Consider the following 24,242-nt stretch of genomic DNA (forward strand, 5'->3'; position numbering starts at 1 on the left):
AGTTATGGCAAGGCGAAAAGCCCAACGGTTCCCCGGTCGGGTCATTTTGTCTTTGCAACGGGTTTGATAAGGTCGGGGGCAGACACTGCAACCGGCGCACCACAGAGAACCATGTCCATTCAACACGCCCTGCTTACCTCCCTGCTGGAAAGACCCTCCTCCGGCTACGGGCTGGCCAACCGCTTCGATCATTCCATGGGGTACTTCTGGCACGCGAGTCATCAGCAGATCTACCGTGAACTCGGACGCATGGCGCAGCATGGCTGGCTGGCTGTGGAGGAGCAGGAAAGCGGCGGGGGGAGGCGCAGGAAGATCTACCGGGTACTGGAGGCCGGAAGACAGGAACTGTTGCGCTGGGTGGCCGAACCCGGTGGCAGCGGCAATGCCGACCAGGCGCTGCTGATCCGCCTGCGTGCCGAAGCCGTGCTGGGCACCCGGGTCGCCGGCCGGGAGTTGCAACGCCTGATCGACCAGCATCGGACGCGGCTGGAACTCTACAGGGAAATAGAACAGCGGGACTTTTCAGCCGCCGATCTGACCCACGCCCAGCGCCTGCAGCATGCGGTGCTGCGGCGCGGGATTCTGGCCGAGGAGAGCTGGCTGCGGTGGGCCAGGGAAACCCAGCTGCTGCTGGTTGAGCAGGGCTGAGCGCATCGCTCAACCCCTCCCACCGGCCGCCGTCTAGAGCGCGGCCACCCGCGCCCGGGCCGCTTCGTACTCGGCCTTCAGACGTTCGATCAGCGCCGCCGCAGGCACCACCTGCTTGACTGCGCCGACGCCCTGCCCGGCACCCCAGATGTCCCGCCAGGCCTTGGCCTTGCTGCTGCCACCGGAGCCGAAGTTCATCTTTGACGGGTCGGATTCGGGCAGCGCCTCCGGGTCCAGACCGCTGTTGACGATGCTCTGGCGCAGATAGTTGCCGTGCACGCCGGTGAACAGGTTCGAATAGACGATATCCGAGGCAGTACTTTCGACGATCATGTCCTTGTAGGCCTGCGCGGCGTTGGCTTCCTCGGTGGCAATGAAGGCCGAGCCGATATAGGCCAGATCGGCGCCGGCAGCCTGGGCGGCCAGAATCGCGTTGCCATTGGAGATGGCGCCGGACAGCAGCAGTGGGCCATCGAACCACTCACGGATCTCATGGATCAGGGCAAAGGGCGACAGCGTCCCGGCATGACCACCGGCACCGGCCGCCACGGCGATGAGGCCATCCGCGCCCTTCTCGATCGCCTTTCTGGCGTAGAAATTGTTGATCACATCATGCAGCACTATGCCGCCATAGGAATGCACCGCCTCGTTGACATCCTCCCGGGCGCCCAGGGAGGTAATGACGATGGGCACCTTGTATTTGACGCACAACTCCAGGTCCTGCTGCAGCCGGTCGTTGGACTTGTGCACGATCTGGTTGACCGCAAACGGCGCTGCCGGCTTGTCCGGATTGGCCTGATTGTATTCATCCAGCTCGCGGGTAATGCGCTGCAGCCACTGCTCGAACACTTCCACCGGACGGGCGTTGAGCGAGGGGAAGGAGCCGACCACACCGGCCTTGCACTGTGCCAGCACCAGATCGGGATTGGAAATGATGAACAGCGGCGAGCCGACCACGGGAATGGACAGGCGTCCCTTGAGCAGATCAGGCAGAGACATGCGTACTCCAGAATCAGAAGGGGGAACAGGATATGCAATCAGTTGCATAAACTAGCAAACACGGCGGTTTGATTGCAATCAGGCGCCCTGCCCTGCACGGCACCCCGATCGACGAAGCCCGCGCATGACCGCCTTCTCCAGTTCCGCAGCGACGAATATCAGTAATCCGGCCCCCAGTATCCGCAGCCATTGGGCCCCGGTCAGTGCCGCCGAACCGAACAGGGTCTGCAATGCGGGCAGGTAGGTGTAGAGCAGTTGCAGCAGGACACAAGCCGTCACCGCCAGCAGCACATGGGGATTGCCCAGCAGGCCTTCGCGGCCGAGCACCGGGCCGAGGACATGCCGGCTGTTGAACAGGTAGAACATCTCCGCCACCACCACCATGTTGACCGCCACCGTACGGGCCGTGGCGACATCCACCCCCTGCTCCAGCTCCCAGAGAAACAGCCCCAGGGCGCCCGCCATCATCAGCACCGAGATGAACAATACCCGCCAGATGAAGAAGGGGCTGAGCAGCGCCTGACCCGGTGGTCGCGGCAGCCGTCGCATGATGCCCGGCTCCGCCGGCTCGAAGGCCAGTGCCAGCCCCAGAGCACCGGCGGTGACCATGTTGATCCACAGCACCTGCGCCGGCGTCATCGGCAGGGTCAGGCCAAAGAGGATGGCCGCCAGCACCACCAGGGACTCGCCGCCGTTGGTCGGCAGCATGAACAGGATGAATTTCCTCAGGTTGTCGTAAACCCCACGCCCCTCGCGCACGGCCCGGGCTATGGTCGAGAAGTTGTCATCGGTGAGCACCATGTCCGCCGCCTCACGGGCAACCTCCGTGCCCTTGCGACCCATGGCGATGCCGACATCGGCTCGTTTGAGCGCCGGGGCGTCGTTGACGCCGTCCCCGGTCATCGCCACTACCTCGCCCAGTTCCTGCAGGGCCTGGACCAGACGCAGTTTCTGTTCCGGGCTGGCCCGGGCGAAGACGTCCACTTCCCGCACCACCCGGCGCAGCTCGGTCTCGTCCATCAGCGCCAGTTCGGCGCCGGTCACGGCCGGCTTGCCGACCCCGATATTCAGCAACGCCCCCACTGCCCGCGCCGTCTCGGCATGGTCGCCGGTGATCATCTTCACGTGGATGCCGGCGCCCTGACAGTCGGCCACGGCCTGGATCGCCTCCTCCCGGGGCGGATCCATGATGCCGACCAAGGCCAGCATGGCGAAGCCGCCCTGCACATCAGCCAAACCCAGTTGCCCACCCGCGGGTTCGCCCTGCCTGCCGGCCATCGCCAGCAGGCGCAGGCCACGGGCAGCCAGATCGTTGGACATGCGCCGCCAGTAATCCGGATCCAGCGGTTGCCTGCCGTCGGCCGCCAGCTGCGCGTCACACATCTCCAGAATGCGCTCGGGTGCGCCCTTGACGAAGATCCAGGGCGAACCGTCGGGATCGCGATGCCAGGTTGCCATGAACCTGTGCTGCGACTCGAACGGAATGCAGCCCAGCCGCGGCCATTGCTGCTGCAGCTGCTGATGCTCGTACCCGGCCTTGGCGCCCAGCGCCAGCAGGGCTCCCTCGGTGGGGTCACCCTCGATCTGCCAGCTGTCCTGCTGCTGAAACAGACGGGCATCATTGCACAGCACCGCCGCCCGCAGCGCCATCACCAGCTCCGGGCGCGCGGCGGGCTCCAGTGTCTGTCCATCCATCCTGAACCCACCATGGGGTTGGTAGCCCGAGCCATCGACCTCGATCACCTGATCACTGCATATCACCCGCTGGACCGTCATCTCGTTGCGGGTCAGGGTACCGGTCTTGTCGGAGCAGATCACGGTCACCGAGCCCAGGGTCTCGACCGCAGGCAGATGTCGCACTATGGCATGGCGCCGGGCCATGCGCTGCACGCCCAGCGCCAGGGTTACTGTGAGAATCGCCGGGAGTCCCTCGGGGATGGCGGAGGCGGCCAGGGCGACCACCATCATGAACATGTCGGCGGCGGCATAACCACGCATCAGGGTGCCGAACAGGAAGGTCACCAGGCAGAAACCGAGAATCGCCAGTGCCAGCATACGGGCGAAATGATCGACCTGGCGCATCAGCGGGGTACGCAGCTGGTCGATACCGGACAGCATGCGATTGATTCGGCCCAGTTCAGTGGTCGCCCCTGTGGCCACCACCCAGCCCCGGGCCTGCCCATACACCACCAGGGTGCCGGAATAGGCCATACCGAATCGGTCGCCCAATGGCGCATCCCGGCCTACCGTCTCAGCGGACTTGTCCACCGGCACCGACTCCCCGGTCAACGCCGCTTCATCCACCCTGAGGTCGTTGACCTGGAACAACCGCAGATCCGCCGGCACCCGGTCTCCGGAGGTCAGCAGTACCACATCCCCGGGCACCAGTTCGGCGGCATCCAGCTCCTGCCGCCGACCATCGCGCAGTACCGTGGCCCGGCTGGACAGCAGGGAGCGGATGGAATCCAGCGCCGATTCGGCACGACCTTCCTGAATGAAGCCGATGATCCCGTTGATCAGTACGGCGGCCAGCAGAACCGCCGTGTCCAGCCAGTGCCCGAGCACCGCGGTGATGAGTGCAGCGGCCAGCATCACGTAGATCAGCAGATTATGGAACTGCAGGGCGAACCGCAGCAGCGGGCCGCGGCGCCGCGGCGGGGCCAGACGGTTCGGCCCGTACCTTTCCAGGCGCCGGGCGGCCTCTTCACTGCTCAGTCCGCTGCTGTCGGAGGCCAGCTGCTGCCCGACCACCTCCGGGGTGGAGGCATGCCATGAAGCCTGTTGCTTGGTATCGGACATATCTGCGTCCCTGGCTGGTGGAGTACAAGTAGAGGATATCCCATCGCTCGGAACAATTCGCACCCGGGGCGGGTGCTCCTACCGAGGACGCGGCGGCACGTTCAATGTAGGAGCACCGCCCCCCGGTGCGAAGGCCCGAGCACGAAATGCCCCCATGCGGGCAACCCTACCAAAGCGGCGACAACCCCATTCGACGTAGGCACCCGCCCCGGGTGCGAAGGACCGGGCACGACATTACCCCCGTAGGAGCAACCCTACCAACGTGGCGGCACCGTTCAATGTAGGAGCACCGTCCCGGTGCGAAAGGCCGGGGCACGACATGACCCTCGTAGGAGCAATCCCCAATGAGGCAGCACCCCGTTCAATGTACGAGCACCGCCCCCGGTGCGAAGGACCGCACGACATTACCGCCGAACGGGCAACCCTACCAAAGAGGCAGCCCCCCATTCGATGTAGGAGCACCCGCCCCGGGTGCGAAGGGGTCCGGCACCAAATCCCCCCAGCGGCGTCCAATATCCCTGCCCGATTGACCTGGATCAATTCCATTCAATTTGTATGGTTATATAACCCTAGCACAAGCCATAACAAGAACGTAACCCCGGGACAGGGTTACGCCAGGACAGGGATATCAGGAGCCTCTCATGACACTTTCATTGGTCTGGTCTCCGGAGTTCGAGACCGGGATAGACATCATCGATTCGCAGCACCGCCAGCTGTTCGATTATCTGGAGCAGGTGGAGGAAGCCATACAGGCCGAGGATCCCTCCCGGGTCGAGGAGGTGGCCCGGGGGCTGGTTCATTACGCCATATCCCACAACACCTTCGAGGAATCACTGATGGCCAAGGCCGGCTACCCGATGCTCGAGGCCCATTCCCAGATACACGAATCCTTCAAGGAGAGGGCCCACAGCTATCTCAAGCAGATTGATGACGGCGCCGACCCCATGCGGGTAGCTCGGGAGATGCGGGTTTATCTCGGACTGTGGCTGATCAATCACATCAAGCGGGAGGACAGGCACTACGTTCCCTATGTGAAGAAAAGCCTGGATCGAGGCTTTGCCGCGAGAATGATCAGCAAGCTGTTCGGCTGAGCCCCGTGCCCCGGTGGCGCACGCACCGGGGCTGTGGCTGCCGGGTGATGCGGGTCAGCGCTTCTTGTCGCGACGCTTCTTCTCGGCCTTCTTGTGGTGGCTCATCAGCCGCCGTTTCTTGTTCACCTGACGCTCCGACAGCTTGTTCTTCTTCTCCGCATAAGGGTTGTCACTGCCCTTGTATTCAACCCGCACCGGCGTACCGGCCAGCTTGAACACCTTGCGATAGACGTTCTCCAGATAACGGGTATAGGAGCGCGGTACCGAATCGACCTGATTGCCGTGGATGATGATGATCGGCGGATTGGAGCCCCCCAGGTGCGCGTAGCGCAGCTTGATGCGACGGCCGTTGACCAGGGGCGGCTGGTGTTCGGCCACCGCCGCTTCCAGCACCTCGGTCATGCGCTTGGTGGGGATCTTCATCATGGCGCTTTCATAGGCCTTGTCCACCGACTTGTAGAGCAGGCCCACACCACTGCCATGCAGCGCGGAGATGAAGTGCTGGTCGGCAAACTGGGTGAAGCTCAGGCGCCGCTCCAGCTCGGTCTTGACGTATTCCTTCTCGCCCGGCTCCATGCCATCCCACTTGTTGATGGCAATGACCAGTGCACGGCCGGCGTCCAGCACGAAGCCCAGCAGATGCAGATCCTGCTCGACTATGCCTTCCCGGGCGTCAACCACGAAGATCACCACGTTGGCGTCCTGAATCGCCTGCAGGGTCTTGATCACCGAGAACTTCTCGATGGCCTCGAACACCTTGCCGCGGCGGCGCACCCCGGCGGTGTCGATCAGGGTATAGGGCTTGCCGTGGCGTTCGTAGGGAATGTAGATGCTGTCCCGGGTGGTGCCCGCCTGATCGAATACCACCACCCGCTCCTCGCCGAGCATGCGGTTGACCAGGGTCGACTTGCCCACGTTCGGCCGGCCGATGACCGCGATCTTGGTGCCGATCGGCGTAACCGGCAGGCGCTCGACGGGATTGCCCTCCTCATCCAGCTCGGGCTGAGCCTGTATATCCCCCTCGACCAGCACAGCTTCGAGCATGGGGTTGATATTGCGCCCGTGGGCGGCGGCAATGCCGATGGGTGCGCCCAGCCCCAGGGGGGCGAACTCGCCGATGATGGAGTCCGGATCAGCCCCGTCAATCTTGTTGGCGATCAGAAACGTATGCTTGTCACGCTTGCGCAGGTGTTCGGCGATCATCTCGTCACCGGCGGTGCGACCGGCACGGGCATCCACCAGAAACAGCACGGCATCCGCCTCCTCGATGGCCTGCAGCGACTGACCGGCCATCAGGGTGTCGATACCGTTCTCGTCACCGGTCAGACCGCCGGTATCCACCACGATAAAGGGCCTGCCCTGCCAGACGGCTTCGCCGTACTGACGGTCCCGGGTCAATCCGGGCATGTCGGCCACAATCGCGTCCCGACTTCTGGTCAGACGGTTGAAGAGTGTGGACTTGCCGACGTTCGGCCGCCCCACCAGGGCAATAACAGGAACCATGCTTACTCCGCGCACCACGGGTGCGTAACAAAAACAAAAAGGCCGCTGCTCCTGGATTGAACAGCGGCCGCAAATTATAACCTGTTTCGGGCTCAGCGCAGCTGGTAGGCCGCCAGATCGCCGCTATTCCCGTAAACATACAGGGTACCGCTGCGGGAGATCGGTGTCGCCCGCACGCCCTTGCTGTCCACCCGCACCCGGCCGACCAGTCGTCCATCGGTCTGCGCCAGCAGGTGCAGATACCCCTCGAAGTCAGCCACGGCGACATAGCTGCTGAACACCACAGGCGCGGTCAGTTGACGACGCAGCAGCTGCTCGTTGGTCCACAGCGGGGTAGCACGATTCTGATCGTAGGCCTGGACACCGCCGTCGGCGCGGCTCAGATAGACACTGCCGAAGCCGACCGCCGGGCCGCCATGGCTGGAGGCCGGACGCTGCCAGCGGATGCCACCGGACTCCGCGTCGATCGCCACCAGACTGCCCTGGTAGGTAGCGGCGTAGAGGGTATCGTCATCCAGCAGCAGCTGACCATCGATGTCCACCATGCGCTCGAGTTCAGAGCGGCCCTGGGGCTGCGCGATCCGCTGCTCCCATACCGGCAGGCCGTTGCGCGCATCCAGCGCCACCACCCGACCGCTGGCCAGACCGGCGTAGACCCGGTGCAGAGTGACCACCGGAGTGCTGTGACCGCGCACTGTCAGCACCGGCAGGCTGGACTCGTAGATCCAGCGCTGCTCTCCGGTACCGATATCCAGGGCCACCAGCTTGTCATCCTGGCTCTGCACCACGACGATATCGCCGTTGGTCTGCGGCGGTGCCAGCACCTCACTGGAGACCTGGGTACGCCACAGCTCACTGCCGTCATTCTCATCCAGGGTGATCATGGCGCCGTTGAGGGTACCGACCATGACCCGGCCGCCACCAGCACCTACCGCGCCGGACAGGGGCTCCTTGAGTTTGACCTGCCAGTTGACCTTGCCGGTATCCCGATCCATGGACACGACCCGCCCATTGGCATCGGCGGCGTAGAGCGTCAGGCCATCCAGTGCCGGCTGCAGGTTGGTATACAGCTCGCCCTGACCGACTCCGATATTGCGTTTCCAGACCCGCTCCAGTTCCACTTCGGCGGTGATCTTTTCCAGTTCGGCCGGCGGCAGCTCCTTCTTCGAGGAGCCCCCGCATCCGACCAGCAGCAGCGCGGCCAGGCCGACGGCGAAGGTTTGGGTAATCAGCTTCAAGAGGCTTCCTCCGCCAGATCATCAAGTTTGAGCTGCAGCTGCGGGCGATTGCGGCGGTCACCGGTCGCCTCCAGGGCTGCCTGGTAGGCCTGCCGCGCATCCGCGGTGCGCCCCAGACTCTGCAGCAGGTCGCCACGTACTTCCTCGCGACCGGCCAGCAGTTCACCGGATACGCTGCCGGAGAACAGCTCGAGCGCCTCCTCGGCACGATCCAGCTGCCCCAGGACCCGGGCCAGACGCTGACGGGCGATTTCCTGCAGTGCCTTGTCATCGGCCTGCTCGACCACTTCGCGCAAGAGCGACTCGGCGGCGGCGAAATCCTCCGCCTCGACCGCCAGGCGCGCCTGCATCAGTGCAGCAAAGGCTGCGTAGGTAGTACCGGCGTAATCGTTGCGCAGTTGCTCTGCCAGTTCGGCGCCGCGGGCGCGGTTGGCCTCGCTGTCATCCTGCAGCACGCTTTCGAGCATGCTCTGGTAGATGGCGGAGGCATTCAGGGCCTTGTTCTCCTGGTGGTTGTTCCAGGCATTCCAACCGAACACCCCGGCCAGTGCCAGCACCACACCGGTCAATACCGGCGCACCATGGCGCTGCCAGACGTCCTTGATGCGTTCAATCTGTTCTTCTTCCGTCTGGTAACTCACCCTGCTCTCCTTTCTACCGCGTTCTTGGCGCGTCAGCTGTTGTTCGTTGTCATTTATAACAGGTTGGCCAGGTGCTGCGGCACCTCGGACCAGGCCAGATTCAGTTGCTCGCCATCCTCACGCAGCGGCTTGAGCCCCACCTGACCGGCGGCGGCTTCGGCTTCGCCGAGGATCAGCGCATACAGGGCGCCCGACTTGTCGGCCTTCTTGAACTGGCTCTTGAAACTGCCGCCGCCACAATGCACTACCAGACGCAGGTCAGGCAAGGCATCACGCAACTGTTCCGCCAGCCGGAGCGCGGCCTGCTGGGTACCCTCGCCCAGGGTGACCAGATAGACATCCACCTGGCGGGCCAGTTCGGCGGGCACCTTGCCAAGGGTCTCGATCAGCAGCAGCAGACGCTCCATGCCCATGGCGAAACCCACCGCGGGCGCAGGCTTGCCGCCCAGTTGCTGGACCAGCCCATCATAGCGGCCGCCGGCGCAGACGGTACCCTGGGCGCCGAGACGATCGGTAACCCATTCGAAAACCGTCAGGCCGTAGTAGTCCAGCCCGCGCACCAGACGCGGGTTGATCACGTAGGGAACACCGGCAGCATCCAGCAGGGCGCGCAGGCCCTCGAAGTGGGTGCGGGCATCGTCGCTCAGGTAATCGGCCAGTTTAGGCGCATCCACCAGCAGCGCCTGGGTATCCGGGTTCTTGCTGTCGAGTACCCGCAACGGATTGGTTTCCAGTCGGCGCTGGCTGTCCTCGTCGAGCTGGTCGAAGCGGGCCCGCAGATAGGCCACCAGCTCCTCGCGGTAGCGTGCACGATCCTCGCTGGTGCCCAGACTGTTCAGCTCCAGAGTCACCGCCTCGGCCAGGCCCAGACGCTGCCACAGACGCCAGCTGAGCACGATGAGCTCGGCGTCGATGTCCGGCCCGGTCAGGTTGAAGGCTTCCACCCCGATCTGGTGGAACTGGCGGTAACGCCCCTTCTGCGGACGCTCATGGCGGAACATCGGCCCGGTGTACCAGACCTTGTGGCTGACGCCACCGCCGAGCAGGCCGTGCTCGAGCATGGCCCGCACGCAACCGGCGGTGCCCTCGGGGCGCAGGGTCAGCGAATCGCCATTGCGATCGGCAAAGGTGTACATCTCCTTCTCGACGATATCCGTCACCTCACCGATGGAACGCTTGAACAGCTCGGTGGGCTCGACGATCGGCAGACGGATCTGCTGGTAGCCATAGCCGGCCAGCAGGTGCGCCACGGTGGACTCCAGGTACTGCCACAGTGCGCTGTCGCCCGGCAGGATATCGTTCATGCCGCGCACGGCTTGCAGGTTCTTCAAAATTGCACTTCCTTCGAATTCAGGCTGTCAGCCCCGGGCTATGGTGTTGTCGTCCAGGGCCTTCTTCGCGGCAACCTTGTCGCGGATCAGCCGCTCGAGCCGATCCACCAGATTGTCATTGGTCACTTTCTCGCTGGGCGCACCATCCACATAGACCAGATTGTTCGGCGAGCCGCCGGCCAGACCGATATCGGCTTCCTTGGCTTCGCCCGGTCCGTTGACCACGCAGCCGATGACGGCCACGTCCATGGGTACCAGTACGTCCTCCAGGCGCGACTCCAGCTCGTTCATGGTCTTGACCACATCGAAGTTCTGCCGGGAGCAACTGGGACAGGCGATGAAGTTGATGCCGCGCGAGCGCAGACGCAGGGACTTGAGAATGTCGAAGCCGACGCGGATCTCTTCCACCGGGTCCGCCGCCAGGGAGATGCGGATGGTGTCACCGATGCCCTCGGCCAGCAGCATGCCCAGGCCCACCGCGGATTTGACTGTACCGGACCGCAGGCCGCCGGCTTCGGTGATGCCCAGGTGCAGGGGCTGCTCGATCTGCTGGGCCAGCAGGCGGTAGGCGCCGACGGCCATGAACACGTCGGAGGCCTTGACGCTGACCTTGAAGTCCTGGAAATCGAGCCGGTCGAAATGCTCGACATGGCGCAGGGCCGATTCCAGCAGGGCCTCGGGGGTCGGCTCGCCGTATTTCTTCTGCAGGTCCTTTTCCAGGGAGCCGGCGTTGACGCCGATGCGGATCGGGATCCCGTGATGCCGCGCCGCATCCACCACCTGACGGATCCGGTCCTCGCGACCTATGTTGCCGGGATTGATACGCAGGCAGTCGACACCCAGGTCGGCGACGCGCAGGGCAATCTTGTAGTCGAAGTGGATATCGGCCACCAGCGGGATCTTCACCTGCTGACGGATCTGGCCGAAGGCTTCGGCAGCCTCCATGGTCGGCACCGATACCCGCACGATATCCGCTCCCACCGCCTCCAGCTGACGAATCTGCCCCACGGTGGCGGCGACGTCACAGGTGTCGGTGTTAGTCATGCTCTGCACCGAGATGGGCGCATCGCCGCCAACCAGAACCGAGCCGACGCGGATCTGGCGGGATTTTCTTCGTTTCACCGGGGATTCGTGATGCATGTATACCTCTTACTGGCCCAGGCGCAGGCGTGCCACACCCGATTGACGGTTGGCATTGAGCTGCACCGGCTGGCCCTTGTATTCAATGGTCGATACCGCATCCGCTGCGCCTATGACCAGATCCAGCGGACCGGACTGATCGATGTTGAGAGTCTGCCCGGGACCCATCTGCCCGCTGTGCAGGATGCGGCCGCCGGGGACGCTGACCTGGACCCAGCAGTTGGCCGAGAAAGTGATGACCAGGCCGTTGCCCGATGCTGCGGCCGATTGCTCCGCCGGCTGAGGAGCCGCGGCGGATGTCTCAGGCTCAGCGGTGACGGGCTCGGCCGGCACGCCGGCTGGCGCGGCTGCGGCCACCGGCTCGGCGGCAGTCTGGTCCGCTGACTGCTCCTGCTCGGTGATCTGCGCCGGAGCATCCTCGGACTGCAGCTGGCTGCTGTCGTCGGCTTCATTGTCAACCTGCTCCCTGAAGCTCTCCGGCAGCACCATGGAGTCTACCTGCACATCTTCGAGCAGGTCCTGCACTGTGTTCGAGTCTGCGGGCAGTGACGCCTCACGGCTGTCGCTCCACCACCACAGCCCCAAGGCCAGCATGCCGGCTACGATGACCAGGGTGCTGACACCCATGATCAGCCGGCCGGTACGCCGCGGGGTTTCGATTCGGTTGATACTGGTAACCCGGGTATCGCGCCCTTCGCTACCGGTGTAGCGGTCGTAGTGTCGGGCCAGAGTGCCGGGATCCAGCTTCAGCAGCCTGGCATAGGACCGTATGTAGCCGCGGGTAAAGGTGTCCCCTGGCAGACGATCGAAACGGCCGGCTTCCAGGTAACCCAGAGTGGTTTTTGACAGATGCAGGTGGGCGGCGACTTCTTCGGCAGTGAAGCCGACCCGCTCACGCTCGCGTCGCAGCAATTCTCCGGGGTTGCTGATCCCCTGTTCCAGCTCTTCCACGGTCATCAGGAAGACTCCGACTCGGCCAGCGCCCGCGCTTCCGGCGTTGCCGGGTACAGGCGCCGCAGCTGAAGCGCGTAGCTGGCCGCACGATTGTGATCATTGAAACGCCGGGCCAGCTGCACGCCCAGCCACAGGCTGGAGGCATTCTGTGCCGACAACTGGGTGAAGCTAAGGTAGTAATTCCAGGCAGGCACGTAGTTCTCGCTCTCGAATTCGATGCGAGCCATCTCGAGCAGGGCCAGGGGCTGACGGCTGTTCAGGCGCAGGGCCCGCTCGAAGCTCGCGCGCGCCTCCTCCGGCCGGTCCAGTTTCTGATAGGTCAGACCCAGGTTCTCGAACACCCGAGAGCGCTCGCCATAGAAGGTGTCTTCCGACGCCTTGGTAAAATAGGTCAGCGCCTCGCTGTAACGCTGCTGTTCCAGGAGGAAGGCGCCGTAGTTGTTCAGGATCCGCGCATTATTCGGCGCGACGGCCAGAGCGGAGCGGAAGTGCTGCTCGGCGGACTTGATCTCCCCTTCCTGCTGAAAGACCAGCGCCAGCGCGACGTGGGCAGCCTCGGAGCGGGAGTCCAGTTTCAGGGCTTCGCGCAGGGGCGCCTTGGCCCGTTCGGTTTCGCCCTTCTGCAGATAGCCCAGGCCCAGCTGTATATAGGCATCCCTTGCTTCAACAGGATCAGCCTGGCGGCGCGGCTGGTCGGTGGTGGTCACACAGCCGACCAGCAACAGGCTGAGTAGTCCAATGGCGACAAAATGCTTTCTCATCACGCTCGTTCCTCGATTGGATGTCAATTGCGACTTGTCGGCTGCACCACCCCAGGCTGCTCGTCAGCAAGCTGGCGTACTGCGATGTAGCGTTCACTGCGCCGGGTTCTGTCCATAACCTGGCCGACCAGCTGTCCGCAGGCTGCATCGATATCATCCCCCCGGGTGGTACGCACGGTCACGTTGTAGCCGGCGTTATGCAGCATGTCCTGGAAGCGGCGGATGGCATTGTTGCTTGGCCGCTCGTACCCGGAATAGGGGAAGGGATTGAAGGGTATCAGGTTGATCTTGCAGGGTGTTTCGCGCAGCAGCTCGATCAGCTGCTGTGCATGTTCCGGCTGGTCGTTCACATCCTTGAGCAGGGTGTACTCGATGGTCAGGTAGCGCTTTTCGCCCAGCCCGGCGATGTATCTGTTGCACGCCGGCAGCAGCACGGCGAGCGGGTATTTCTTGTTCAGCGGCACCAGCTGATTGCGCAGCTCGTCGTTGGGCGCGTGCAGCGACAGGGCCAGGGCCACGTCGGTCACCTCACCCAGCTTCTCGATCATGGGGACCACACCCGAGGTCGAGAGCGTCACCTTGCGCTTGGAAATGCCATAGCCCAGATCGTCCATCATCAGCGTCATGGCATCGACCACGTTGTCGAAGTTGAGCAGGGGCTCGCCCATGCCCATCATCACCACGTTGGTGATCGCCCGGTCGATCTTGGCCGGTACGGTGCCGAAGGATTTGTTGGCGATCCACACCTGGCCGATGATCTCGGCGGCGGTCAGGTCGCTGTTGAAGCCCTGCTTGCCGGTGGAGCAGAAACTGCAGTCCAGCGCGCAGCCGGCCTGGGAGGATACACAGAGGGTGCCCCGCCCGTTCTGCGGAATATACACGGTTTCCACGCAGCTGCCGGACGCGACACGCACCACCCACTTGCGGGTGCCGTCCTTGGAAATGTCCTCACTGACCACCTCGGGACCGCGAATCTCGGCACGGGCCTTGAGCTTTTCCCTCAGTGCCTTGCCGAGATTGGTCATGTCGTCGAAGTTGTCGACACCGAAGTGATGTATCCACTTCATGACCTGTCCGGCACGGAAACGCTTTTCTCCGAGCTCCTCGAAGAACGCTTCCAGCTTGGCCTGGGTCAGGCCGAGCAGATTTACCTTTGCAGCATCAGTCATTGCGATACATCACTCATCTGGTGTCTGTGGCCGGGCCTCAGGCGCGGGGGCACAGCTCGGTTTCGGCGAAGAAGTAGCCGATTTCACGGGCAGCCGAAGTGGTGGAGTCGGAACCGTGGACGGCGTTGGCGTCGATGGACTCGGCGAAGTCGGCACGGATGGTACCGGCAGCAGCTTCCTTGGGGTTGGTGGCGCCCATCAGCTCGCGGTTCTTCAGTACGGCACCTTCACCTTCCAGAACCTGGACCACAACCGGACCGGAAGTCATGAAGCTGACCAGATCCTTGAAGAAGGGGCGTTCCTTGTGCTCGGCGTAGAAGCCTTCGGCGTCGGCCTGGGACAGTTGAACCATCTTGGCAGCGACGATGCGCAGACCGGCCTGCTCGAAACGGGTCAGGATCTGGCCGATCACGTTCTTGGCAACGGCGTCGGGCTTGATGATGGACAGGGTGCGTTCTACGGCCATGAAACTCTCCAGAGTTTGAAAAAATGGATGGACAGATAACAGGAATTGTTAACCCGCAGATTATACGCAGGTTGACCCCAAATGCGTAACAGGCCCGGCCATCGAGTTTGCTACGCGGTCTTACCGGCTCTGGCGCAGCCGTTCCACGGCGGTGCACAGCACCTCGGCGGCATGCTGCACCTCCTCGGCGGTGGTGAAACGCCCGAGTGACAGGCGGATGGAGCTGTGCGCCAGTGCATCGGGCAGACCTATGCCCCGCAGCACATAGGACGGCTCCACCGAGGCAGAGGTACAGGCCGACCCGGTGGACAGCGCCAGGTCGCGCAGGGCCAGCAGCAGCAGCTCGCCATCCACCCCGTCAAAGGCCAGGTTCAGGTTGTGCGGGACCCGATGTTCGGCCGACCCGTTCAGCGAGACACCCTCGAGACCACTGAGCCCGTCCAGCAGTTGCCAGTGCAGCCCGGCGATGCGCTGGGTCTCGGCCTTCATCTCTGCCCCGGCCAGGGCAAAGGCCTCGCCCATCCCCACCAGCTGATGGGTAGCCAGGGTTCCCGAGCGCATGCCCCGCTCGTGCCCGCCACCGTGAATCTGCGCCTCGATACGCACATCCGGAGCGCGCCGCACGTAGAGCGCGCCGACCCCCTTGGGTCCGTAGCTCTTGTGGGCGCTGAAGGACATGAGATCCACCGGCAGCTGCTTGAGATTGATCGGCAGCTTGCCGGTGGACTGGGCCGCATCCACGTGAAACAGGATGCCCCGCTCCCGCGCCACCGCGCCCAGGGCCGCGATATCGTTGATCACGCCGATCTCGTTGTTGACGTGCATGAGCGACACCAGGATGGTGTCCTCGCGCAGCGCTTCGGCCAGCTGCTGCGGGGTAATCCGCCCATCCGGTCCGGGCTTGAGCCAGGTGACTTCAAAACCCTCGCGCTCCAGCTGATGGCAGGGGTCTATCACCGCCTTGTGCTCGATCATGGAGGTGACGATATGTCGTCCGCGTTCGGCCCGGGCATGGGCTGCGCCCTTTATCGCCAGGTTGTCGGACTCGGTCGCGCCGGAGGTCCAGACGATCTCTCTGGGATCGGCCCCGACCAGATCGGCCACCTGACGGCGCGCCAGCTCGACCGCCTCCTCCGCCTGCCAGCCATACTGGTGTGAGCGGGACGCAGGATTGGCGAAGATGCCATCCATGGTCAGGCAGCCGCACATCTTCTGCGCCACCCGCGGATCAACCGGGGTGGTCGCGGCATAGTCCAGGTAGACGGGCAGTTTCATCATCACTCCTCAGGGCCGACCGGCCGCTTCGTCACCCTGCTCCGGCGCAGGCTGCTGCGGTTCCTCGATCAGCGCTTCAAATTGTTCACTATCCAGTTTGGGCAGATCCCGGGCGCAATAGTCGCTGCCCAGGTCGTTCAGCGCCTTGCACATGCCCTCGATGCGGCTGTCGACCGCGTGCATGTGATCCAGCATCTGACCGATGGCACGGGCCACCGGGTCCGGCATGTCCCGCGTCACGCCATAAGCGTCGAAGCCGATCTTCTCCGCCATGGCCTGGCGCTGACTGTGGATCGGATCCTGCTCGTCGACTCCGCTCTCGTCGCGGACGATGATGCGCCCCGGGATACCTACCACGGTCGCCCCCGCCGGCACGGCCTTGGTCACCACGGCGTTGGAGCCCACCTTGGCGCCCTTGCCTACGGTAAAGGGTCCGAGTACCTTGGCGCCGGCGCCGACCACCACTCCGTCCTCCAGGGTCGGATGGCGCTTGCCCTTGTTCCAGCTGGTACCACCCAGGGTAACCCCCTGATAGAGCGTGACGTCATCGCCGATTTCGGCCGTCTCGCCGATCACCACACCCATGCCATGGTCGATGAAGAAGCGGCGACCGACCCGGGCGCCGGGATGGATCTCGATTCCCGTCAGCCAGCGACCCAGGTTGGATACCATGCGCGCCAGCAGGCGCGCATCGCGCAGCCACAGCCAGTGGGCGATGCGGTGCAGCCACACCGCGTGCAGTCCGGGATAGCAGAGCAGCACTTCCCACCGGCTGCGCGCCGCAGGATCCCGATGGAATACGCTGGCAATATCTTCCTTCACACCTTCGAACATATCAGCCTCTCCGCGCACCGGCCGCCTTGACGCCGATGGCCTTCTGGGTTTCTGTCAGTATGCCGCGCAGGATGTTCATCTCCACCTGATTGGGCTGGCCGCGCTCGTATAGCCGGCGCAGACGCGACATCAGCTTCTTCGGCTGCTGGGGATCAAGGAAGCCGATCTCCACCATCACCTGCTGCAGATGCTGGTAGAACAGCTCCATCTGTTCGGCGGTTACCGGGGGTTCCTCCTCGGCCGCCGGCTTGGCAAAGGTGGTCGACAGCCCCTGGCGCCCGAGACTCTGCATGCGCAGCTCGTAGCTCAGCACCTGCACCGCCGCCGCCAGATTCAGCGAACTGAAGTCGGGGTCGGACGGGATATGCACATGGTAGCGGCAACGCTGCAGCTCCTCACTGGTAAGCCCGGAGTGCTCGCGGCCGAATACCAGCGCGACCGGGCCGCCGGCCGGCGACTCCAGCTGATCCAGCACCTTGTCCGCCGCCTCCCGCGGATCCACCACTGGCCAGGGGATGCGGCGATCCCGGGCACTGGTGCCCAGAACCAGCAGGCAATCGGCCAGCGCCTCCTCCAGCGTCGCGACCACCCGGGCATTGGCCAGAATGTCGTCGGCACCCGAGGCGCGGGAGCTGGCTTCAGCGTCAGGGAAGCGCTCGGGGTCGACCAGCACCAGCTGGCTCAACCCCATGTTTTTCATCGCCCTGGCAGCGCCACCAATGTTGCCGGGATGGCTGGTGTTCACCAGGACCACGCGAATATCATCGAACAAGGGACACTCCAGAGCTGCAGCGAGGCAAAGGGAAAGGCAGACATCTTACTAAAATCTGCCGATGACTGACTACGATGCATTTGTGCAACTGAGCCGGCAACTCTGCTATAATTTCCGGCTTTTCGTACCCTACCAGAGATACCCCCTATGCAGCCCATGTTGAACATCGCCCTGCGCGCCGCCCGCAGTGCCGGAGAATTGATCTATCGCTCCATGGAGAGGCTGGACATCCTGACCGTCAACGAGAAGGAAGCGAACGACTACGTCAGCGAAATCGACCGGGCTGCAGAACAGACCATCATCAATCATCTGCGCAAGACCTACCCGGATCACGGCTTTCACGCCGAAGAGTCCGGCTTCCAGCCCGGCCAGGGTGAAGGCGCGGATATCGTCTGGATCATCGACCCGCTGGATGGCACCACCAACTTCCTGCGCGGCGTACCGCACTTTGCCGTGAGCATCGCCTGCCGCATCAAGGGTCGCATCGAGCATGCGGTCATTCTCGATCCGGTACGCCAGGAAGAATTCACCGCCAGCCGCGGTCGGGGTGCAGCACTCAACGGCAAGCGCCTGCGGGTAAGCAACCGCAAGAGCCTGGACGGCGCCCTGCTGGGTACCGGCTTCCCGTTCAAGCAGGACCAGATCGATGACCTGGACAACTATCTGGGCATGTTCCGAAGCCTGGTCGGCCAGACCGCTGGCATCCGCCGTTGCGGCGCCGCCAGCCTGGATCTGGCCTACGTCGCCGCCGGGCGCTATGACGCCTTCTGGGAATTCGGTCTGGCCGAATGGGACATGGCCGCCGGTGGCCTGCTCATTCAGGAAGCGGGCGGCCTGATCAGCGACTTCACCGGTGGCCACCAGTTCCTGGAAAAGGGCCAGGTCGTTGCCGGCAATCCGAAGTGCTTCAAGGCCGTGCTGACCGCCATCCAGCCGCACCTGACACCGGCGATGAAGCGCTGAGGCAGAGGCGGAGGCAAGCTTCAAGCGGTAAGCGGTAAGCGGTAAGCCACAAGCCACAAGCCACAAGCCACAAGCCACAAGCCACAAGTGTGACAAGCAAGAAAAACCCCGGTACAGCATTGCTGTCCGGGGTTTTTGCTTACTGCCTCAGCTCGACGTGCTGCCCTCAGGGGCGGTCGTCGACCTCTTCCAGCTGTTTGGGAATCAGATCCTCGCGGGTCAGATTCTGGGTCATCAGCAGACCGTTCGCCACGTAGATGGACGAGTAGGTGCCGATGATCACACCGACGATCAGCGTCAGGGCAAAACCGTACAGTGACTCGCCGCCGACCAGTAGCAGTGACATCAGCACCACGATAGTGGACACCGAGGTTGCCAGGGTACGGGCCAGGGTCTGGGTGGTGGAGACGTTGATCACTTCGGCCAGATCGGAGTTGCGCATCAGTCGCATGTTCTCCCGCACCCGGTCGAATACCACGATAGTGTCGTTCAGCGAGTAGCCCACCCCGGCCAGCAGTGCCGCAAGCACCGTCAGGTCGAAGGGAATGTTGAAGAACGACAGGATACCCAGGGTGAAGATGGCGTCGTGCAGCAGCGCCACCACCGCAGCGGTGGAGAACTTGAGCTGGAAGCGCATGGCCACGTACAGCAGGATGCCGCCAAGGGCCAGCAGCAGACCGATACCGCCCTGGTCACGCAGCTCCTCACCGACCTGCGGGCCGATGAACTCCACCCGCTTGACGGTAACTTCCTGGTCCGCGTTGTCGGCACGGATCAGCTGGGCAATCCGGCTGCCCACGTTGGGGTCATCACTGGCCAGACGGATCATGACGTCCGATGTGGAACCGAAGTTCTGCACTATGGCATCGCCAAGTCCGGCCGCCTGCAGCGTCTGGCGCACAGCCGCCAGATCTACCGGCTCGCTGTAGCTCAGCTCGACCTGAGCCCCCCCGGTGAAGTCCAGACTGAAGTTCAGCCCCTTGACGACCAGGCTGGCGATGGAGGCCAGACAGAATACCAGTGCGATGACGTAGAACGGCTTGCGCCAGCGCATGAAGTTGATGGTTTTATTAAGCATCTGTTCGGCTCCTCACAGCCAGATTCTGCTGAGTGTTCTGCCGGTACGCCCGCCGAGGATCAGGTTGATCATGGCGCGGGTTACCAGGATGGCACTGAACAGCGAGGTGACAATACCCAGCGACAGCGTGACGGCGAAGCCCTTGATCGGGCCGGAGGCCATGGCGAACAGGATGGCGCCGACCAGCAGCGTGGTCAGGTTACTGTCGAGAATGGCGGTAAAGGCCTTGTCGAAGCCCTCGTGAATGGCCCGCTGCGCCGAGGCGCCGTTCTTCAACTCCTCGCGTATTCGCGCGAAGATCAGCACGTTGGCGTCAATGGCCATACCCAGAGTCAATACGATACCGGCGATGCCAGGCAGGGTCAGGGTGGCGCCCAGCAGCGACATCAGCGCCAGCAGCAGTACCAGGTTGAAGCTCAGGGCGATACTGGCCAGCACACCGAAGCCGCGGTAGACCACCACCATGAACAGCATGGCGAGGACGAAACCGAGCTGGGTCGCCGCGATACCGTTGGCGATGTTCTCAGCCCCCAGGCTCGGCCCGATGGTGCGTTCCTCGGCAAAGTGCATGGGCGCCGCCAGACCACCGGCGCGCAGCAGCAGCGCCAGCTCGGAGGCTTCGGCAGGCGAACCCAGACCGGTGATGCGGAACTGGTTGCCCAGGGTGCTCTGGATGGTGGCCAGGCTGATGATGGACTTCTCCTCAACGAAGCTGGGCACCGTCACTTCCTGCATCACCCCATCCACTTCCTGCATCACGGTACGGGGTACTTCGCGCTGCTCGATGAAGAGTACCGCCATGCCCCGGCCGACGTTGTTGCGGGTGGCGCGGGACATCAGCTCGCCGCCATGGCCGTCCAGGCGGATATTGACCTGGGGCTGACCGTTCTCGTCGAAGTTGGACTGGGCGTCGGTGACCTGGTCACCGGTGAGGATAATGCTGCGCTCGACATCCGCCGGCGGGCGACCCATGCCATCCCGGAACTCGAAGGTCTCCACGGTGGCACGAGGCGCATTGGGCTCGGCGGCCAGACGGAACTCGAGGTTGGCGGTCTTGCCCAGGATCCGCTTGGCTTCGGCAGTATCCTGCACGCCCGGCAGCTCGACGATGATGCGGTTGGCACCCTGGCGCTGAACCAGCGGTTCGGCCACACCCAGTTCGTTCACCCGGTTGCGCACCGTGGTCAGGTTCTGACTCACCGCGTAGTTGCGAATCTCGCTCTGCTTGGCGTCGGTCAGCGCCAGACGCAGTACATCCATGTTGTCACGACGGGTAGTGGTGATCTGGAATTCGTTGTACTTGCTGTTGATCAGGCGCTGGGCGGCACTGAGCTGGTCACTTTCGGTGAAGCCGAACTGCAGGACATTGCCCTGCTTGGGCAGACTGCGATAGCGCACGCGCTCGGTTCTGAACAGGCTGCGCAGCTCGCTGTCGTAGACATTCATGCGCGCCTCGATGGCCTTCTCCATGTCCACTTCCAGCAGGAAGTGCACACCGCCGGCCAGGTCCAGGCCCAGCTTCATGGGACCGGCGCCGATGTTGAGCAGCCATTGCGGCGTGGTGGGAGCCAGATTCTGGGCTACCACGAACTCGTTGCCCAGGGTACGGCGCACTATGTCCTGGGCCGGCAGCTGATCATCCCGCTCGACCAGGCGCACCAGTCCCGAGCCGGCGTTGTCGCTCAGCTCGATGCCCTTGGTCTGGATTCCGGCCTCGTTCAGGGCACGCTCGATGCGTTCGAGATCGCTCTGTTCGATGGTCTGGGTTGAGCTGATGCCGGAAATCTGGATAGCCGGATCGTCGGGGTAGAGGTTGGGGGTGGCATATACAAGGCCGAGCAGCAGCACGACCACGATAAGCAGGTATTTCCACAGCGGATAACGGTTGAGCATGTCAGGGCCCGATACGAACCGGGCGCATCATGCGCCCGGATAAACTGTCTAAGAAATCAGATGGCTTTCAGGGTGCCCTTTGGCAGTGCCGCAACCACGGCTCCCTTCTGGAACTTCAGCTCCTGACCTTCGCTCACTTCCAGAACGATGAACTCGTCAGTGACCTTCTTCACCTTGCCGAGGATACCGCCGTTGGTGACCACTTCGTCGCCGGTGCTCAGGCTGCTGATCAGATTCTTGTGTTCCTTGGCACGCTTGGCCTGGGGACGCCAGATCATCAGATAGAAGATGACCACGAAGCCGACCAGGAAGATCAGGCTCATGGCATCAAAGCCTGCCGGCGGTGCACCCGCACCTTCTGCTGTCTGGGCCATGGCGCTGGAGATGAAGAAACTCATGTAACACTCCTGTTTTATGTAATCGCAAGAAGATAATGGGGCTTCCTGACCGCTGTTCAAGTCTCCAGGGGCGGGACCGGCCGGCCGAGCCTGGCGTAGAAGTTATCCACAAAGTCGGTCAATGTACCCTGTTGAATGGCACCGCGCAAACCATCCATCAACCGCTGATAATGTCTCAGGTTGTGAATGGTGTTGAGCATGCTGCCGAGCATTTCCCCGCACTTGTCCAGATGATGCAGGTAGGATCGGGTGAAATGCCGGCAGGTATAGCAATCGCAGGCCGGATCCAGCGGCGAGTCATCGTGGCGGTGCACCGCGTTGCGGATTTTTACCACGCCGGTGTCGGTGAATAAATGACCATTTCGGGCGTTGCGGGTAGGCATGACGCAGTCGAACATGTCGACGCCGCGGCGCACGCCCTCGACCAGATCCTCCGGCTTGCCCACGCCCATCAGGTACCGGGGCTTTTCCGGTGGCATCAGCGGCGGCAGGAAGTCCAGAATTCGGATCATGTCCTCCTTCGGCTCGCCGACCGACAGACCGCCGATGGCCAGGCCGTCGAAGCCGATCTCGCACAGCCCGTCCAGCGAACGGGCCCGCAGGTCCTCGTGCATGCCGCCCTGGACGATGCCGAACAGGGCCGAGGGGTTGCCCTCGTGGGCATTCTTCGAGCGCTGAGCCCAGCGCAGCGACAGCTCCATGGAGCGGCGAGCGGTATCGTGGTCGGCGGGGTACGGGGTGCACTCGTCGAAGATCATCACGATGTCCGACCCCAGCTCGCGCTGCACCTGCATGGACTCCTCGGGTCCCATGAACACCTTGGCACCATCCACCGGGGAGGAAAAGTACACCCCCTCCTCCCTGATCTTGCGCATGGCGCCCAGGCTGAACACCTGGAACCCACCGGAGTCGGTGAGGATCGGTCCCTGCCACTGCATGAAATCGTGCAGGTCGCCGTGCTTGCGGATGACCTCGGTGCCCGGGCGCAGCCACAGGTGGAAGGTATTACCCAGAATGATCTGCGCGCCTATATCCTTGATATCCCGGGGTAGCATGCCCTTGACCGTGCCGTAGGTACCCACCGGCATGAAGGCCGGGGTTTCCACCACACCGCGGGGAAAGGTCAGGCGCCCCCGACGGGCCTTGCCGTCGGTGGCGAACACTTCAAACTGCATATGACTCATTGTTCATCCTCGGGCCCACGGGCATCCGGATTGCGGGTGATGAACATCGCATCACCGTAACTGAAGAAACGGTATCCATTTTCCACCGCCGCCCGGTAGGCGGCCATGGTTTCGCGGTAACCGGCAAAGGCCGACACCAGCATCAGCAGGGTCGACTCCGGCAGGTGGAAGTTGGTGACCAGCGCATCGACCACATGGAAGGGTCGACCGGGGTAGAGGAAGATATCGGTATCACCGCTGTAGGGCGCAATCTCTCCGGACTGCGCGGCGGTTTCCAGCGAGCGCACGCTGGTGGTACCCACCGCGATGACGCGCCCACCCCGGGCCTTGCAGGCCTGCACCGCCGCCACCACGTCCGGGCCAACCTCCAGCCACTCGCTGTGCATGTGGTGGTCTTCGATCCGCTCCACTCTTACCGGCTGGAAGGTACCGGCACCCACGTGCAGGGTGACTTCGGCCGTTTCCACGCCGAGGTCGCGGATCGCCGCCAGCAGCTCGCTGTCGAAATGCAGCCCCGCCGTGGGCGCCGCCACCGCACCGGCGCGCTGCGCATAGACCGTCTGATACCGTTCCCGGTCGGCACTCTCGTCCGGCCGATCGATATAGGGCGGCAGCGGCATATGGCCGATGCGATCAAGCAGCGGCAGCACCGGCTCGGCAAAGCCCAGCTCGAACAGGGCATCGTGGCGCGCCAGCATGCTGACCTGGCTGTCATCCGCAAGGAGGATGCGACTGCCCGGCTTGGGCGACTTGCTGGCCCGCACATGGGCCAGCACCCGGTGCTCATCCAGCACCCGTTCCACCAGAATTTCCAGCTGCCCGCCGGTTTCCTTGCGCCCGAACAGACGCGCCGGTATGACCCGGGTATTGTTGAATACCATCAGGTCGCCCGGCCGCAGGTACTCCAGCAGCTCGGCGAACCGCCGGTGCTCCAGGGTACCGCTGGGGCCATCGAGACACAGCAGCCGACTGGCTCGGCGTTGGGCCAGCGGATGACGGGCGATGAGGCTGTCAGGCAGGTCGAAATGGAAATCGCTGACGCGCATGAAAGGCATACCGGCATTGCAGAAAAGGGCGCTAATGGTAGCGGAAAACCGCCTTCCCG

At 63.5% G+C, this 24,242-nt stretch carries 22 protein-coding genes; 3 read left to right on the plus strand and 19 right to left on the minus strand.

Translation table 11 applies throughout. From position 1 onward, the window contains the following. The first annotated feature begins 111 nt into the window (after positions 1-111). Entirely contained in the window at positions 112-648 is a 537-nt protein-coding gene (locus BM046_RS15125) for a PadR family transcriptional regulator (protein ID WP_090540957.1), read from the plus strand. 33 nt (positions 649-681) lie between these two features. Here the strand turns inward: BM046_RS15125 and BM046_RS15130 are convergent, their stop codons facing one another. Together BM046_RS15130 and BM046_RS15135 are read right to left on the minus strand one after the other, a co-directional pair. Next, positions 682-1,647 (minus strand): NAD(P)H-dependent flavin oxidoreductase, encoded by a 966-nt coding sequence (locus tag BM046_RS15130; protein WP_090540959.1) that lies wholly within the window; start codon positions 1,645-1,647, stop codon positions 682-684. Positions 1,648-1,725: 78 nt separating this feature from the next. Further along, on the minus strand, positions 1,726-4,446 hold the full coding sequence (locus BM046_RS15135) for a cation-transporting P-type ATPase (protein WP_090540961.1): 2,721 nt from the start codon (positions 4,444-4,446) through the stop codon (positions 1,726-1,728). A 641-nt stretch (positions 4,447-5,087) separates the two neighbouring features. Between BM046_RS15135 and BM046_RS15140 the strand changes: the two genes are divergently transcribed. Continuing rightward, on the plus strand, positions 5,088-5,537 hold the full coding sequence (locus BM046_RS15140; RefSeq protein ID WP_090540963.1) for a bacteriohemerythrin: 450 nt from the start codon (positions 5,088-5,090) through the stop codon (positions 5,535-5,537). 54 nt (positions 5,538-5,591) lie between these two features. Here the strand turns inward: BM046_RS15140 and der are convergent, their stop codons facing one another. The 12 genes from der to trmJ form a co-directional block, all read right to left on the minus strand. Next, positions 5,592-7,040 (minus strand): ribosome biogenesis GTPase Der, encoded by a 1,449-nt coding sequence (gene der / locus BM046_RS15145; RefSeq protein WP_090540966.1) that lies wholly within the window; start codon positions 7,038-7,040, stop codon positions 5,592-5,594. Positions 7,041-7,132: 92 nt separating this feature from the next. Then, positions 7,133-8,272 (minus strand): outer membrane protein assembly factor BamB, encoded by a 1,140-nt coding sequence (bamB, locus tag BM046_RS15150; protein WP_090541051.1) that lies wholly within the window; start codon positions 8,270-8,272, stop codon positions 7,133-7,135. A 2-nt stretch (positions 8,273-8,274) separates the two neighbouring features. Next, positions 8,275-8,919 carry a YfgM family protein gene (locus tag BM046_RS15155; protein WP_177197888.1) on the minus strand — a complete coding sequence of 215 codons (645 nt, stop codon included), beginning with the start codon at positions 8,917-8,919 and terminating at the stop codon, positions 8,275-8,277. Positions 8,920-8,972: 53 nt separating this feature from the next. Then, complete coding sequence (gene hisS, locus BM046_RS15160) at positions 8,973-10,253, minus strand: histidine--tRNA ligase (protein ID WP_090540969.1); 1,281 nt, start codon at positions 10,251-10,253, stop codon at positions 8,973-8,975. Between the two features lie 24 nt (positions 10,254-10,277). After that, positions 10,278-11,390: a flavodoxin-dependent (E)-4-hydroxy-3-methylbut-2-enyl-diphosphate synthase gene (ispG, locus tag BM046_RS15165; RefSeq protein ID WP_090540971.1), complete on the minus strand. Its 1,113-nt coding sequence runs from the start codon at positions 11,388-11,390 to the stop codon at positions 10,278-10,280. Between the two features lie 9 nt (positions 11,391-11,399). Then, complete coding sequence (locus BM046_RS15170; RefSeq protein WP_090540973.1) at positions 11,400-12,347, minus strand: RodZ domain-containing protein; 948 nt, start codon at positions 12,345-12,347, stop codon at positions 11,400-11,402. Then, on the minus strand, positions 12,347-13,105 hold the full coding sequence (gene pilW, locus BM046_RS15175; RefSeq protein WP_090540975.1) for a type IV pilus biogenesis/stability protein PilW: 759 nt from the start codon (positions 13,103-13,105) through the stop codon (positions 12,347-12,349). The genes BM046_RS15170 and pilW overlap by 1 nt, the downstream gene beginning before the upstream one ends. Before the next feature lie 23 nt (positions 13,106-13,128). After that, on the minus strand, positions 13,129-14,274 hold the full coding sequence (rlmN, locus tag BM046_RS15180) for a dual-specificity RNA methyltransferase RlmN (protein WP_090540978.1): 1,146 nt from the start codon (positions 14,272-14,274) through the stop codon (positions 13,129-13,131). Positions 14,275-14,311: 37 nt separating this feature from the next. After that, a complete protein-coding gene (gene ndk / locus BM046_RS15185; RefSeq protein ID WP_090540980.1) occupies positions 14,312-14,740 on the minus strand; it encodes a nucleoside-diphosphate kinase in 429 nt (142 codons plus the stop codon). Positions 14,741-14,860: 120 nt separating this feature from the next. Beyond that, the gene (locus BM046_RS15190; protein ID WP_090540983.1) at positions 14,861-16,015 is read right to left on the minus strand and encodes an IscS subfamily cysteine desulfurase; all 1,155 of its coding nucleotides are present in this window, start codon (positions 16,013-16,015) and stop codon (positions 14,861-14,863) included. 9 nt (positions 16,016-16,024) lie between these two features. After that, complete coding sequence (gene cysE / locus BM046_RS15195) at positions 16,025-16,849, minus strand: serine O-acetyltransferase (RefSeq protein ID WP_090540986.1); 825 nt, start codon at positions 16,847-16,849, stop codon at positions 16,025-16,027. 1 nt (position 16,850) lies between these two features. After that, positions 16,851-17,621 (minus strand): tRNA (cytosine(32)/uridine(32)-2'-O)-methyltransferase TrmJ, encoded by a 771-nt coding sequence (trmJ, locus tag BM046_RS15200; RefSeq protein ID WP_090540989.1) that lies wholly within the window; start codon positions 17,619-17,621, stop codon positions 16,851-16,853. A gap of 147 nt (positions 17,622-17,768) precedes the next feature. Between trmJ and suhB the strand changes: the two genes are divergently transcribed. Beyond that, positions 17,769-18,584: a type III secretion system regulator SuhB gene (gene suhB, locus BM046_RS15205; RefSeq protein ID WP_090540990.1), complete on the plus strand. Its 816-nt coding sequence runs from the start codon at positions 17,769-17,771 to the stop codon at positions 18,582-18,584. Between the two features lie 166 nt (positions 18,585-18,750). Here suhB and secF read toward each other — a convergent pair whose 3' ends face one another. Genes secF through queA form a run of 5 tightly spaced genes read right to left on the minus strand, consistent with a single transcriptional unit; the run spans position 18,751 to position 24,183 of the window. Further along, a complete protein-coding gene (gene secF, locus BM046_RS15210; protein ID WP_090540993.1) occupies positions 18,751-19,662 on the minus strand; it encodes a protein translocase subunit SecF in 912 nt (303 codons plus the stop codon). A 12-nt stretch (positions 19,663-19,674) separates the two neighbouring features. After that, positions 19,675-21,555 carry a protein translocase subunit SecD gene (gene secD, locus BM046_RS15215; protein ID WP_090540996.1) on the minus strand — a complete coding sequence of 627 codons (1,881 nt, stop codon included), beginning with the start codon at positions 21,553-21,555 and terminating at the stop codon, positions 19,675-19,677. A gap of 56 nt (positions 21,556-21,611) precedes the next feature. Beyond that, positions 21,612-21,953: a preprotein translocase subunit YajC gene (gene yajC / locus BM046_RS15220; RefSeq protein WP_090540999.1), complete on the minus strand. Its 342-nt coding sequence runs from the start codon at positions 21,951-21,953 to the stop codon at positions 21,612-21,614. A gap of 56 nt (positions 21,954-22,009) precedes the next feature. Then, positions 22,010-23,128: a tRNA guanosine(34) transglycosylase Tgt gene (tgt, locus tag BM046_RS15225; protein ID WP_090541055.1), complete on the minus strand. Its 1,119-nt coding sequence runs from the start codon at positions 23,126-23,128 to the stop codon at positions 22,010-22,012. 5 nt (positions 23,129-23,133) lie between these two features. Then, on the minus strand, positions 23,134-24,183 hold the full coding sequence (queA, locus tag BM046_RS15230; protein WP_090541058.1) for a tRNA preQ1(34) S-adenosylmethionine ribosyltransferase-isomerase QueA: 1,050 nt from the start codon (positions 24,181-24,183) through the stop codon (positions 23,134-23,136). Positions 24,184-24,242 lie beyond the last annotated feature (59 nt).

Origin of the sequence: Halopseudomonas formosensis, assembly GCF_900115905.1 — a bacterium.
GTDB classification, from domain to species: domain Bacteria; phylum Pseudomonadota; class Gammaproteobacteria; order Pseudomonadales; family Pseudomonadaceae; genus Halopseudomonas; species Halopseudomonas formosensis.

Excerpts from the sequence above, each read along its gene's own strand:
- cysE (WP_090540986.1), bottom strand. The coding sequence starts at position 16,849 with ATGTTCGAAGGTGTGAAGGAAGATATTGCCAGCGTATTCCATCGGGAT.
- tgt (WP_090541055.1), bottom strand. The coding sequence starts at position 23,128 with ATGCAGTTTGAAGTGTTCGCCACCGACGGCAAGGCCCGTCGGGGGCGC.
- secD (WP_090540996.1), bottom strand. The coding sequence starts at position 21,555 with ATGCTCAACCGTTATCCGCTGTGGAAATACCTGCTTATCGTGGTCGTG.
- BM046_RS15130 (WP_090540959.1), bottom strand. The coding sequence starts at position 1,647 with ATGTCTCTGCCTGATCTGCTCAAGGGACGCCTGTCCATTCCCGTGGTC.
- queA (WP_090541058.1), bottom strand. The coding sequence starts at position 24,183 with ATGCGCGTCAGCGATTTCCATTTCGACCTGCCTGACAGCCTCATCGCC.
- pilW (WP_090540975.1), bottom strand. The coding sequence starts at position 13,105 with ATGAGAAAGCATTTTGTCGCCATTGGACTACTCAGCCTGTTGCTGGTC.
- BM046_RS15170 (WP_090540973.1), bottom strand. The coding sequence starts at position 12,347 with ATGACCGTGGAAGAGCTGGAACAGGGGATCAGCAACCCCGGAGAATTG.
- BM046_RS15135 (WP_090540961.1), bottom strand. The coding sequence starts at position 4,446 with ATGTCCGATACCAAGCAACAGGCTTCATGGCATGCCTCCACCCCGGAG.
- ndk (WP_090540980.1), bottom strand. The coding sequence starts at position 14,740 with ATGGCCGTAGAACGCACCCTGTCCATCATCAAGCCCGACGCCGTTGCC.
- rlmN (WP_090540978.1), bottom strand. The coding sequence starts at position 14,274 with ATGACTGATGCTGCAAAGGTAAATCTGCTCGGCCTGACCCAGGCCAAG.
- secF (WP_090540993.1), bottom strand. The coding sequence starts at position 19,662 with ATGCTTAATAAAACCATCAACTTCATGCGCTGGCGCAAGCCGTTCTAC.
- ispG (WP_090540971.1), bottom strand. The coding sequence starts at position 11,390 with ATGCATCACGAATCCCCGGTGAAACGAAGAAAATCCCGCCAGATCCGC.
- BM046_RS15140 (WP_090540963.1), top strand. The coding sequence starts at position 5,088 with ATGACACTTTCATTGGTCTGGTCTCCGGAGTTCGAGACCGGGATAGAC.
- der (WP_090540966.1), bottom strand. The coding sequence starts at position 7,040 with ATGGTTCCTGTTATTGCCCTGGTGGGGCGGCCGAACGTCGGCAAGTCC.
- BM046_RS15190 (WP_090540983.1), bottom strand. The coding sequence starts at position 16,015 with ATGAAACTGCCCGTCTACCTGGACTATGCCGCGACCACCCCGGTTGAT.
- BM046_RS15125 (WP_090540957.1), top strand. The coding sequence starts at position 112 with ATGTCCATTCAACACGCCCTGCTTACCTCCCTGCTGGAAAGACCCTCC.
- yajC (WP_090540999.1), bottom strand. The coding sequence starts at position 21,953 with ATGAGTTTCTTCATCTCCAGCGCCATGGCCCAGACAGCAGAAGGTGCG.
- suhB (WP_090540990.1), top strand. The coding sequence starts at position 17,769 with ATGCAGCCCATGTTGAACATCGCCCTGCGCGCCGCCCGCAGTGCCGGA.